The sequence below is a fragment of the Kitasatospora sp. NPDC005856 genome (assembly GCF_040629945.1).
Taxonomy (GTDB): domain Bacteria; phylum Actinomycetota; class Actinomycetes; order Streptomycetales; family Streptomycetaceae; genus Kitasatospora.
Genome location: NZ_JBEXWT010000006.1, coordinates 96,634 through 109,397, shown reverse-complemented (window position 1 = coordinate 109,397; position 12,764 = coordinate 96,634). Strand labels below are relative to the sequence as shown.

7 protein-coding genes are annotated in these 12,764 nt (G+C 73.5%); 5 read left to right on the top strand and 2 right to left on the bottom strand.

Annotated elements, in window-relative coordinates; genetic code table 11:
* Positions 1 to 323: 323 nt before the first annotated feature.
* On the top strand, positions 324 to 2,363 hold the full coding sequence (malQ, locus tag ABZ449_RS06340) for a 4-alpha-glucanotransferase (RefSeq protein WP_360341198.1): 2,040 nt from the start codon (positions 324 to 326) through the stop codon (positions 2,361 to 2,363).
* A gap of 20 nt (positions 2,364 to 2,383) precedes the next feature.
* Positions 2,384 to 2,611, top strand: coding sequence for a hypothetical protein (locus ABZ449_RS06335; protein ID WP_360341038.1), 228 nt, complete (start codon positions 2,384 to 2,386; stop codon positions 2,609 to 2,611).
* A 163-nt stretch (positions 2,612 to 2,774) separates the two neighbouring features.
* Here ABZ449_RS06335 and pepN read toward each other — a convergent pair whose 3' ends face one another.
* Positions 2,775 to 5,354, bottom strand: a complete 2,580-nt coding sequence (gene pepN, locus ABZ449_RS06330) for an aminopeptidase N (RefSeq protein WP_360341035.1) — start codon at positions 5,352 to 5,354, stop codon at positions 2,775 to 2,777.
* Positions 5,355 to 5,515: 161 nt separating this feature from the next.
* Positions 5,516 to 7,195 carry a PQQ-binding-like beta-propeller repeat protein gene (locus ABZ449_RS06325; protein WP_360341032.1) on the bottom strand — a complete coding sequence of 560 codons (1,680 nt, stop codon included), beginning with the start codon at positions 7,193 to 7,195 and terminating at the stop codon, positions 5,516 to 5,518.
* Positions 7,196 to 7,674: 479 nt separating this feature from the next.
* On the opposite strand from ABZ449_RS06325, the gene ABZ449_RS06320 reads away from it, so the two are divergent.
* The 3 genes from ABZ449_RS06320 to ABZ449_RS06310 all read left to right on the top strand — a co-directional run bounded on the left by ABZ449_RS06320 (position 7,675) and on the right by ABZ449_RS06310 (position 12,738).
* Positions 7,675 to 8,853, top strand: a complete 1,179-nt coding sequence (locus ABZ449_RS06320) for an ROK family transcriptional regulator (protein ID WP_360341029.1) — start codon at positions 7,675 to 7,677, stop codon at positions 8,851 to 8,853.
* 268 nt (positions 8,854 to 9,121) lie between these two features.
* A complete protein-coding gene (gene dxs / locus ABZ449_RS06315) occupies positions 9,122 to 11,029 on the top strand; it encodes a 1-deoxy-D-xylulose-5-phosphate synthase (protein ID WP_360341026.1) in 1,908 nt (635 codons plus the stop codon).
* A 149-nt stretch (positions 11,030 to 11,178) separates the two neighbouring features.
* On the top strand, positions 11,179 to 12,738 hold the full coding sequence (locus tag ABZ449_RS06310) for a glycosyltransferase family 39 protein (protein WP_360341023.1): 1,560 nt from the start codon (positions 11,179 to 11,181) through the stop codon (positions 12,736 to 12,738).
* Positions 12,739 to 12,764 lie beyond the last annotated feature (26 nt).

Genomic DNA, 12,764 nt, shown 5'->3' with positions numbered 1-12,764 from the left:
ACCGCTGTCGGCGCTGGTCGGCGCCGGGTCCGCCGCACCCCCGGCCGGGCCGCCACCGCCACCCGCCGCACCCGCCCCGTCAGCTCCTCGACCACCCAACCCCGAACCCTCGGCCCGGCCGTTCCGCCCGGCGCCGTCGTGTCGCGCTGGGTGATCGTGGTGTCACGCGGGTAGGACTGTGGCTGTTCCGACCGGGCGTCGCCGAGACAGCGCAGGAGCCGCGAGTGGCCGCTTACCACGACAGTGACGGAGCCGAGCAGGTGCCGGCGCAGGATGCTCCGCCGCCGCCCGCCGAACTGGTGGCGCTGGCGCAGGCGTACGGGGTGGACACCGGGTATCCGGGGCCGGGCGGGCAGACGGTGGGGGCGCGGACGCTGGTCGCGGTGCTGGGGGCGATGGGGGTGGCGGCCGGGACGCCGCAGGAGGCGGGGGAGGCGCTGGAGCGTCACCGGGCCGAGCAGCGCGCCCGGTTGCTGCCGCCCTGCGTGGTGGTGCGGCAGGGGAGGCGGACGGCGCTGGACGTGCCGGTGGACGCCCGGCTGCGGGTGGAGCTGGAGGACGGCGGGAGTTGGGAGCTGCCGCGGGGGCACTCGCACTGGGTGCCGGGGGACCTGCCGCTGGGGCGCCACGTGCTCACGGCGGAGACCGCCGTGAAGACCGCGAGGGCCGCGCTGATCGTCGCCCCCGAGCGGCTGCCGCAACTGCCCGGCCGCAGCTGGGGGTTCCTCGCCCAGCTGTACTCCGTGCTGTCCGAGCGCTCCTGGGGCATGGGCGACCTCGGCGACCTCGTCGACCTGGCCCGGTGGGCGGGGGCCGGCCTCGGCGCGGGCTTCGTGCAGATCAACCCGCTGCACCAGGCCCTGCCCGGCGCCCCCTCCGACCCCTCCCCGTACCGCCCGTCCTCGCGCCGCTTCGCCGACCCGGTGCACCTGCGGGTCGAGGACGTCCCCGAGTACGCGTACCTGGACGGCGGGCAGCGCGACCGGGCCGAGGAACTGGTCCGCCGGGCGGTCCGGCTGCGCGAGGAGGTGCTCGTCCACGACGCCCTGATCGACCGGGACGCCGTGTGGCGGCTCAAGCGCGAGGCCCTGGAGCTGCTGTACGAGGTGCCGCGCGGCCCCGGGCGGAAGGCCGAGTACCAGGCGTACCGGCGGCGCGAGGGCGAGTGGCTGCGCCGGCACGCGCTGTGGAACGCCCTGGCCGAGGAGCACGGCACCGACCGGCACCACTGGCCGAAGGGTCTGCGTCACCCGGACGGCCCCCAGGTCGAGCAGGCGGAGAAGGAGCTCGCGGAGCGGGTCGAGTTCCACCGCTGGCTCGCCTGGCAGGTCGACCAGCAGCTCGCCCACGCCCAGCGGGCGGCCCGCGGGGCGGGCATGCCGGTCGGCCTGATCCACGACCTGGCCGTCGGCGTCCACCCGGACGGCGCGGACGCCTGGGCGCTGCAGGACGTCCTGGCCGGCGGCATCTCGGTCGGCGCCCCGCCGGACGCCTTCAACGCCCACGGCCAGGACTGGGGCCTGCCGCCCTGGCGCCCGGACGCGCTCGCCGAGGCCGGCTACGCCCCGTTCGCGGAGCTGCTGCGGGCCACCGCCCGGCACGCGGGGGCCCTGCGCATCGACCACGTGATGGGCCTGTTCCGGCTCTGGTGGATCCCGCGGGGGCACGCCCCGACCGAGGGCGCGTACGTGCGCTACGACGCCGAGGCGATGCTGGGCGTGCTGGCGCTGGAGGCGCACCGGGCCGGTACGGCGGTGATCGGCGAGGACCTCGGCACGGTGGAGCCGGGCGTGCGGGAGCAGTTGGCGGCGCGCGGGGTGCTCGGCACCTCGGTGCTCTGGTTCGAGCGGGACTGGCAGGCCGGTGGCGCGGTCCTCGGCCCGGACCGCTGGCGGCCGGGCTGCCTGGCCACCCTCACCACCCACGACCTGCCCAGCACCGCGGCCCGGCTGTCCGGCGAGCACGTCGAGCTGCGGCACCGGCTGGGCCTGCTGGCCCGGCCGCTGGGGGAGGAGCAGGAGCAGGCGGCGGCGGAGCTGGCGGACTGGCGGGCCGAGCTGGCCGCGCTGGGGCTGCTCGGCCCGGACGAGCCGCTGACGATGCCCGTGCTGTACCGCTTCCTGCGGGCCACCCCGGCGGAGCTGGTCGGGGTCTGGCTGCCGGACCTGGTCGGCGACCCGCGCCCGCAGAACCTGCCCGGCACCTGGGACCAGTACCCGAACTGGCGCCTCCCGGTCGCCGACGGCGCCGGCGAGCCGGTCACCCTGGAGCGCCTCGCCACCACCCCCGCCGCCGACCTGCTCGCGCAGCTCCTCGCCCTGCCCGACTCCGTCAGGCGGACCCCGACGCGCGCCCGGCCATAAGCAGCGAGTAAGTTGGAAACGTGGACAAGAGGAACGCTTTGCGAGCCGGCGCGGTCTCCGCAACGGTCACGCTGATGATGCTGATGTCGTCGCCCGCCATGGCCTACGCCCGGGACGACGGTGACGACCCCGGTTCCGGCCTGAGCGTCGGTGAGACCCTCGGCCTGTTCGTGTTTCTTCCGCTCGTGGCCTTCGCGGTGATCGCCGGGCTGGCCGGCCTGCCGTACGGCAAGGGCAACAAGAAGTAGCCGCCGGTCCGCCCGGACCGGCACGACGTCCACCAGGACGTCCCGCGTCCGCCCGGACCCGCACGACGTCCATCCGGACGTTCCACGTCCACCAGGACCCGCACGACCCCGAAGGGGCGCCGGACGATCCCGTCCGGCGCCCCTTCGGGCTGTCCGCGCACCGTCAGCGGGCCCCCGCCGCACGGTCGGCGGCCTGGGCCTTGAGCGCGCGCTCGATGCCCGCCCGCGCCTCGACGACCTGGCGGCGCAGCGCCGGCGCCGGCTCGGCCGAGGCCAGCCACGCGTCGGTCGCGTCCAGGGTCTCCTGGCCGACCTGCACGGCCGGGTACAGCCCGACGATGATCTGCTGCGAGATCTCGTGGCTGCGGGTCTCCCAGATGCCCTTGACCGCCGCGAAGTACTTGGCCGCGTACGGGGCGAGCAGCTCGCGCTGGTCGGACTGCTGGAAGCCGGCGATGACGGCCTCCTGCACATAGTTCGTCAGCTTGTCGGACTCCACCACCGACGCCCAGGCCTGCGCCTTGGCCTCGGCGGTCGGCCGGGCGGCGCGGCAGGTGGCCGCGTGCTCCTGGCCGGCCGCGGTGTTGTCCCGCTCCAGCTCGGCGGCGATGGCGGCCTCGTCGGCCCGCCCGGTGGCCGCGAGGCGCACCAGCAGGGTCCAGCGCAGCTCGGTGTCGATCGCGAGGCCCTTGATCTCGACGGAGCCGTCCAGCAGCCCGGCGAGCAGGTCCAGCTGACCGTCCGTACGGGCGACCGAGGCGAGGGCGCGGGCCCAGGCCAGCTGGTGGTCACTGCCGGGCTCGGCGGCGCGCAGGTGCCCCTCCGCGGCGGCGGCCCAGCGGTCGAGGCCCTCCTCGCGCCACGCCGGGTCGGCGTAGGCGTCCAGGGCGAGCTTGACCTGGCGGTGCACGGACTGCACCACGCCGATGTCGCTCTCGCGCCCGATGCCGGACAGCGCCAGCGACAGGTAGTCGCGGGCGGCCAGCTCGCCGTCGCGGGTCATGTCCCAGGCGGAGGCCCAGCACAGCGCGCGCGGCAGCGAGTCGGTGAAGCCGCCGAGGTGCTCGGTGACGACGGCCAGCGAGTCCTCGTCGAGCCGGATCTTGGCGTACGAGAGGTCGTCGTCGTTCAGCAGTACGACGGCCGGGCGGTGGCGGCCGACCAGCTCGGGTACCTCGGTGCGCGGGCCGTCGACGTCCAGCTCGATCCGGTCGGTGCGCACCAGCGCGTCGCCGTTCAGCTCGTACAGGCCGATCGCGATGCGGTGCGGCCGCAGCACGGCCTCGCCCTTGGCGCCGGCGGGCAGCGCGGGGGCCTCCTGGAGCACCGCGAAGGACTCGATCTCGCCGTCGGTGTTCAGCACGACCGACGGGCGCAGCACGTTGATGCCGGCGGTCTCCAGCCAGGCCTTGGACCAGGCCTTGAGGTCGCGTCCGCTGGCCTCCTCCAGGGCGCCGAGCAGGTCGCTGAGCCGGGTGTTGCCCCAGGCGTGGCGCTTGAAGTACGCCTGCACGCCCTGGAAGAAGGCGTCCTGGCCGACGTACGCCACCAGCTGCTTGAGCACCGAGGCGCCCTTGGCGTAGGTGATGCCGTCGAAGTTGACCTGGACGTCCTCCAGGTCGTTGATCTCCGCCATGATCGGGTGGGTGGACGGCAGCTGGTCCTGCCGGTACGCCCAGGTCTTCATCTGGTTGGCGAAGGTGGTCCAGGAGTGCGGCCACCTGGAGCCGGGGGCCTCGGCCTGGCAGACCGCCTCGGCGTAGGTCGCGAAGGACTCGTTCAGCCAGAGGTCGTTCCACCACTCCATGGTGACGAGGTCGCCGAACCACATGTGGGCGAGCTCGTGCAGGATCGTCGCGGCGCGGGCCTCGTACGCGGCGTCGGTGACCTTGGAGCGGAACACGTACTGGTCGCGCAGGGTGACGGCGCCCGCGTTCTCCATCGCACCGGCGTTGAACTCCGGGACGAAGAGCTGGTCGTACTTGGCGAACGGGTACGGGAAGTCGAACTTCTCCTGGAAGTAGTCGAAGCCCTGCTTGGTGACCTCGAAGACGGCCTCCGGGTCCAGGAACTCGCGCAGCGAGGGCCGGCAGTAGACGCCCAGCGGCACCTTCTGATCGCCGTTCTCGTAGGTGTCGAAGACCCCGACGTACGGGCCGGCGACGAGCGCGGTGATGTAGGTGGAGATCCGGCCGGTGGGCTCGAACGTCCAGACCTGGGTGTCCTCGTCGCCGACCGGCTCCGGGGTCGGCGAGTTGGAGACCACGACCCAGCCCCGGGGCGCGGTCACGGTGAACGCGAACGCGGCCTTCAGGTCGGGCTGCTCGAAGTTGGCGAAGACCCGGCGGGCGTCCGGCACCTCGAACTGGGTGTACAGGTAGGTCTCGCCGTCGACCGGGTCGACGAACCGGTGCAGGCCCTCACCGGTGTTGGTGTACTCGCAGTTCGCGACGACCCGCAGCTCGTTCTCGGCCGCCAGGCCCGGCAGCGGGATGCGGCTGTCGGCGAAGCTCGCCGGGTCGAGCCGCACGCCGTTGAGGACGACCTCCTCGACGCTCGGGGCGACGAGGTCGATGAAGGTCTCCGCGCCGGGCGTGGTGGCGGTGAACCGGACCACCGTGGTGGACCGGAAGGTGCCGCCCTCGCGGGCCGAACCGAGGTCGAGCACGATGTCGTACGCGTCCACGTGGAGGAGGTCGGCCCGGGTGCGGGCCTCCTCACGGGTCAGGTTTGTGCCGGGCACTCGCTGCACTCCTTTGTCAGACTGATGGTCCGAATCCTCGCACGTCCGGCGGGCGGGTCGGCCGAAAAACCGCGGGCGGGGCGGGCCCGGGCCCCCGGCCCGTTCCCGCCCCGCCCGCGTGTCCCGCGACGAGGGGTCATGCCCCGGTCGTCACCCCGGCGTCACTTCTTCCACTTGGTCAGCGGACCTTCGCTGGCGCTGTAGCGGCGGAACGCGTAGACCGCGGCGCCGTCGTCCGAGATCAGGTACTCGGAGCTGCTGCTGCCGATGCTCATGCTGCTCGGCATGGCCATGGTGCCGATGTCGGACAGCGAGCCGTCGGTCGGCGAGAGCGTCACCAGCCGGGCCGGCTTGTTGTAGCCCTGGTCGACGACCGCGCGGACCTTGCCGTCCTTGTCGGTCCCGGCCACCAGGCGCATGTCGTTGCTGGCCGAGCCGGAGGTGGCCGCCCACAGCCGCTTGCCGGTGTTCAGGTCGTAGGCGTTGATGCCCGCCTTGCTGCCGCTGACCTGGACGTACAGCGTGGTGCCGCTGACCACGTTGCGGGTGACGGCCTCGTCCTGGCCGGAGAGGCGCAGGCTGTCCGAACCGGGCTCCTTGACGGACATCTGGTTGCCCGGCTTGTTGTCCTTGTCGAACGGCAGGAGGTAGTCGCCCTGCGGGCCGTTGGACATCAGCAGCACCAGCGGCTTGTCCTGGATGACCGAGTCGACCTCCTCGATGTTGCCGGTGAGGGTGATCGGGGTGCTGGCCGGCTTGCCGGTCTCGGCGTTGACGAGGACGAGCTGCGACTTGGGGCCGCTGGTGCCGTAGCAGCGGTCGCTGACCGCGATCTGGACGCCGGCCGCCTTGCCGCGCAGGATGCAGTCCTTGTCGCGGGGCTGGTACTGCCAGGCCGGCTGGCCGGTGGCGATGTTCAGGGCGCCGACCGCGTTGCCGCCGACGGCGACCACGTTCTCGGTGACGCTGAGGGTCGGCGAGGACATCCGGTCGGCCGAGACCTTGACGCTCCAGAGCAGCTTGCCCTGGGCGAGGTCGACGGCACCGACGGTGGAGCAGTCGCTGTCACCGGTGTTGAAGGAGACGGCGGCGACGCCCTTGGAGTTGGCGCCGTACGAGGCGGTGCACAGCTCCTTGCTGCCGGCCGGGACGGGAATGGTCCAGGCCTCCTTGCCGTCGGTCAGGTTGTAGGCCCTGATGCCGGAGCCGTCCACGCGCACGGCGAGCTTGTCGGTGCCCCAGACGCCGAGCATCTGGGTCGAGCTGTCGGCGCCGGCCGGCTTGGGGGCGCTCCAGGCGACGTTGAAGGTGCCGCCCTTGGGGCCCGGGCCGGGGGTGGGGCCGTTGCTGGTGCCGCCGTTGCTCGTCCCGCCGTTGTCGGTGCCGCCGTTGGCGGCGATCGGGCCCGGGGTCGGGTCGGGGGTCGGGTCGGGGTCCTTGAGCAGGACGACCAGGGCCACCGCGATCGAGACGGCCAGCACGCCGCCGATGATCCCGCCCCACAGCAGCACGGGGTTGCGCTGCTTGGGTGCGACGGGCGCGGCGGGCGCGGCGGGGTAGCTGTACCCCGGCTGCTGCGGGTAGTTGTAGCCGCCCGTGTTGTAGCCCTGCCCGGCGTTCGGGGTGCCGTACGGGGCACCGGGGACCGGGTCGTACGGGCCGACCGGGGCGGCGCCGGGCGGCGGCGGGGCCTGGGTGGGGAACCCGGTCGCGGTCGGCGCGTACGCCGCGTACTCCGGGCTGCCGACGGGCGGCTGCGCGGGCGGTGCCGGCGGCTGTGCGGGCGGCGGGCCCGCGGGCGCGGCCGGGCCCGGGACGGCCGCGCCGTCGAGCTGCGTCATCTGGTCCGCGACGGCGGCCGGATCCACACCGCCGCCCGGCGGGCGCCCGAACGAGACGCCCCGGTTGTCCTGCGGACCGCTGCCGGGCGTTTCGCCTGCCCCCGGCGTAGGGTGATCCCCTGCCATCTGATTCCCCGTCATGTCTGGATGCGTCGCCCCGTCCCCCTGCCGGTGCCGTCCACGGCTCCGATGGGACGGGTGAGAATTGGGCACCATGCTAGTGGTGCGCCGATTTCGGCCGTCGCCAGGACGGCCGATCCCCGTCTCCGCGGGCCAGGCCGTGCAACACCTTCACCCCCCGATCACCGTGCCCCCACGCCAGCGCCCGGCCGTCCGGTCCGCGCCGGTCGGCCGCCGTCCGCGCTCCTCCGTGCTCCCGCCCGCCCCGGCCGGGATCCGCGCCCGGGCCCCCGGGCCGTACCCTTCAGGAGTTGAAGGGGACGCCCGGCGGAGGGGTCCCCGAGCTGGGAGGGTGGATCATGTCGACGGACACACCGGGCTCGCAGTCCTCGCTGCACCGGGCGAACCTGGAACGGGTGCTCCGCGCGGTGCGGATGGCCGGCTCGCTGACCCAGGCCGAGATCGCCCGCGGCACCGGACTGTCCGCGGCCACCGTGTCCAACATCGTGCGGGAGTTGAAGGAGAGCGGCACCGTCGTGGTCGCCGACACCTCCTCCGGCGGCCGCCGCGCGCGCAGCGTCTCGCTCAGCGGGGACGCCGGCATCGTGGTCGGCATCGACTTCGGCCACACCCACCTGCGGGTCGCGGTCGGCAACCTGGCCCACCGGGTGCTGGCCGAGGAGAGCGCCCCGATCGACGTCGACGTCTCCGCCCAGCAGGGCTTCGACCGCGCCGAGGCGATGGTCGAGCGACTGCTGACGCAGGCCGGGTTCCGCCCGGACAAGGTGATCGGCGTCGGCCTCGGCGTGCCCGGCCCGATCGACGTGGAGACCGGCGCGCTCGGATCCACCGCGATCCTGCCCGGCTGGACGGGCATCGCCCCGGGCCGGGAGCTGGCCGAGCGGCTCGGCATGCCGGTGCACGTGGACAACGACGCCAACCTGGGCGCGCTCGGCGAGCTGGTCTGGGGCGCCGGCCGGGGGCTGAGCGACCTCGCCTACATCAAGGTCGCCAGCGGCGTCGGCGCCGGGCTGGTGGTGAACGGGCAGATCTACCGCGGGCCGGGCGGCACCGCGGGTGAGATCGGGCACATCACCCTGGACGAGGCCGGGCCGGTCTGCCGCTGCGGCAACCGCGGCTGCCTGGAGACCTTCGTCGGTTCCCGCTACCTGCTCTCGCTGCTCGCCACCACCCTCGGTCCGGACCTCAGCCTGCCCCGGGTGGTCGAGCTGGCCCAGCAGGGCGACCTCGGCTGCCGCCGGGTGATCGCCGACGCGGGCCGGCAGATCGGCACCGGCGTCGCCACCCTGTGCAACCTGCTCAACCCGCGCCGGGTGATCCTCGGCGGGGACCTCGCCGAGGCCGGTGAGCTGGTGCTCGCCCCGATCCGGGACTCGGTGGCCCGTTACGCGATCCCGAGCGCGGCCCGTCAGCTCTCGGTCGTCCCCGGCACCCTCGGCGGCCGGGCCGAGGTGCTCGGCGCGCTGGCCCTGGTGATGAGCGAGATGGGGGAGTCCGGCGCGCTCGGCCGGGCCTGAGGCCGGCCCGCTGCCGCCCGGGTCGGCGACGGGCACATAAGCAAGGTCGAACGCCCGTGCGTCAACTCGTCTTGACCCGACTCCCCGGCCCGACCTCCCGGAATGGCGGCAACCGAACCGTCGCACCGGGCGCGCCGCTCGGTGTCCGGGAGGCGGACATTAGACTCGACCGGTCGGCACCGGCCGGGACCGTCGGCGTGCCACCGGACCGGGCAGCGACGCCCGTCGGACCGTCCGTGGTCCGCGAACACTGAACGAGGAGGAACGGGTGGCCCTGCTGACCCGCATTCGGGGACCGCGCGATCTCGACCGGCTCACGCCCGGACAGCTGGCCGCACTGGCCCAGGAGATCCGGACCTTCCTGGTGACCGAGGTCTCCAAGACGGGTGGCCACCTCGGGCCCAACCTCGGCGTGGTGGAGCTGACCATCGCGCTGCACCGGGTCTTCGACTCGCCGCGCGACCGCATCCTCTTCGACACCGGCCACCAGAGCTACGTCCACAAGCTGCTCACCGGCCGCCAGGACTTCTCCCGGCTGCGGATGAAGGGCGGCCTGTCCGGTTACCCGTCCCGCACCGAGTCCGAGCACGACGTGATCGAGAACTCGCACGCCTCCACCGTCCTCTCGTACGCCGACGGCCTGGCCAAGGCCAACCAGCTGCTGGGCAAGAACGACCCGGTCGTCGCGGTGATCGGCGACGGCGCGCTCACCGGCGGCATGGCCTGGGAGGCGCTCAACAACATCGCCGACGCCGAGGACCGCCCGCTCGTCATCGTCGTCAACGACAACGAGCGCTCCTACTCGCCGACCATCGGCGGCCTGGCCAACCACCTCGCCACCCTGCGCACCACCCGGGGCTACGAGCGGTTCCTGTCCTGGGGCAAGGACGCGCTCCAGCGCACCCCGGTGGTCGGCCAGCAGCTGTTCGAGACGCTGCACGGCGCCAAGAAGGGCCTCAAGGACTTCATCGCCCCGCAGGGCATGTTCGAGGACCTCGGCCTCAAGTACATCGGCCCGATCGACGGCCACGACCTGACCGCCCTCGAGTCCGCGCTGACCAAGGCGCGCGGCTTCGGCGGCCCGGTGATCGTGCACTGCCTCACCGAGAAGGGCCGCGGCTACCACGCCGCCGAGAACAACGACGAGGACCGCTTCCACGCGGTCGGCAAGATCCACCCGGAGACCGGCCTGCCGATCGCGAGCGGCGGCGGGCAGAGCTGGACCTCGGTCTTCGCCGAGGAGATGGTCGCGCTCGGCCGCGAGCGCGAGGACATCGTCGGCATCACCGCCGCCATGCTCCACCCGGTGGGCCTGGCCCCGTTCGCCGAGGTCTTCCCGGACCGGATCTTCGACGTCGGCATCGCCGAGCAGCACGCCGTCACCAGCGCCGCGGGCCTGGCCACCAACGGCCTGCACCCGGTGTTCGCGGTCTACGCGACCTTCCTGAACCGGGCCTTCGACCAGGTCCTGATGGACGTGGCGCTGCACAAGCTGGGCGTCACCTTCGTCCTGGACCGGGCCGGCGTCACCGGCGACGACGGGGCCTCGCACAACGGCATGTGGGACATGTCGATGCTGCAGATCATCCCCACCCTGCGGCTGGCCGCCCCGCGCGACGCCGACCAGGTCCGCGCCCAGCTGCGCGAGGCCGTGGAGGTCGAGGACGCCCCGACCGTGGTCCGCTACTCCAAGGGCACGGTCGGCCCGGCCGTCCCCGCGGTCGGCCGGATCGGCGGGATGGACGTGCTGCGCGCCGCCGAGGAGCCCTCCGGCGCCCACCGCGCCGACGTGCTGATCGTCTCGGTCGGTGCGATGGCCCCCACCAGCCTGGAGGTCGCCGACCTGCTGGCCGCCCAGGGCATCACCGCCACCGTGGTGGACCCGCGCTGGGTCAAGCCGGTGGACCCGGCCCTGCCGGGCCTGGCGGCCGAGCACCGGGTGGTCGTCACGATCGAGGACAACGGCCGGGTGGGCGGCGTCGGCGCGGCCGTGGCGCAGGCGCTGCGGGACGCGGACGTGGACCTGCCGGTGCGCGACTTCGGAATTCCGCAGGAGTTCCTGGACCACGCCAGCCGGGCCGAGATCCTGGCCGAGATCGGCCTGAACGCCCCGGACATCGCCCGAAAGGTGACGGCGCTGGTCGCCAAGCTGGACGCGGCGCCGGTCCAGGCCTGACCGGAGGCCGTCCGGCGGGGCGGTCCCCCGTTCCGCCGACGACCGTTTGTCGTAACTCCGTAACAGTTCGTCACGGAACAAGCTGACAATCGCACTGAAAGGCGGGACCGGCGCCGACGGCGCCGATCCCGCCCGGTAGGTTGTCACCCGTGCCGACCCCCACCCGCCTCCGCCTCACCGGACTGGCCGAGCGCCTGCCCGAGCGCGTCCGTACCGTGATGCTGACTGGGCCCCTCCTGCCCGAGGGCGGGCAAGGAGGGCGGTACTGGACCAGGCTGGTGCCGGTGCTCGCGCTGGTCGCGCTGCTCACCCACATCCCCTCCTTCGCCCGGCCCGTCTGGAGCCCGGACGAGGGCTTCCTGGCCACCCAGGCCCGGATGCTGGCGGACGGCGGCGTGCTGTACGACACCGTGGTGGACCGCAAGCCGCCGCTGCTGCCCTGGCTCTACCAGGCCTGCTTCGCGGTCTTCGGCTCCGCCTCGCTCTGGCCGCTGCGCACCCTGGCGGTGGTGGCCCACCTGGTCACGGCGATCCTGCTGGCCTCGATCGCCCGCGGCCGCTGGGGCAACCGGGCCGGGGCCGGGGCCGGACTGCTCTACCTGCTGGTCTCCATCGGGCTCTCCCCGGAGGACACCCAGGCGGCGACCTTCGAGGTCTTCATGCTGCCCGCCATGGTGGCCGCCTTCCGGTACGCCGAACGGCGCCGCTGGCTGGCCGCGGGCATCGCGGTCGCCCTGTGCTCACTGACCAAGCAGACCGGCGGCGCGGTGCTGCTGCCGGTGCTCTGGATGCTCTTCCAGGACACCCGCCGGCGCGGGGTGCGCTGGCCGCCCGCACTGTTCAAGATCGGGTTCGGCTTCACCCTGCCGATAGCGCTGGTCGCGGTGATCCTCACCAAGCCCAAGGGCTTCCTCTTCTGGGTGGTCACCGGCAGCGGCGACTACGCCTCCTTCGGCGGCGCCTGGCTCCAGATGCTCGGCCGGGCCCTCGGCAACTCGGCCATCCTGGCCGCGGCCGGCCTGGGCTTCCTGCTCCCGGTCGGGCGCCGGCTCTGGCTCAAGTACCGCCACCGCCCGCTGCCGGTGGCCGGCGAGGAGCACGGCTCGACCACCGACCTGTGGGTCTGGCTGCTCTCCTCGGTCGTGGCGGTCAGCGTGGGCTTCCACTTCTTCGGCCACTACTACCTCCAGCTGATGCCGCCGCTGGTGCTGCTGGGCACCGGGGCGGTCGCCACCTCGGCGATCCGCTGGAAGCCCGTCCTGGTGTACACCACGGCCGCCGCCACGGTGTTCTGGGGCCTGGCGCTGGCCTGGCCGGGGGAGCGGCTCAACCGCACCACCGAGGTCGCCACCGCCGTGGCCGCCCAGACCACCCCCAAGGACACCGTGCTGGTCTGGGGCATGCACCCCGAGCTGTACTGGCTGGCCGACCGCAAGCCCGCCACCCGGTACCTGACCGCCGGCTTCCTCACCAACTACAGCGGCGGCAAGGACGGCAACCAGAACGTCGGCGAGCAGTTCAGCGTCGCCAACGCCTGGCAGACCTTCGACAAGGAGCTGGCCAACGGCCTGCCCGAGGTCGTGGTCGACGACTCCGGCATCGCCCCGTACCAGCCGGTCATGGTCCCCCGGATCGAGAACCTGCTGGACACCCACTACGAGATGGTCGGCGTCTTCGCCGACACCGTGGTCTACCGCCTCAAGCACTGAGACGTCCGTCTCCGGCGCACGCTCCG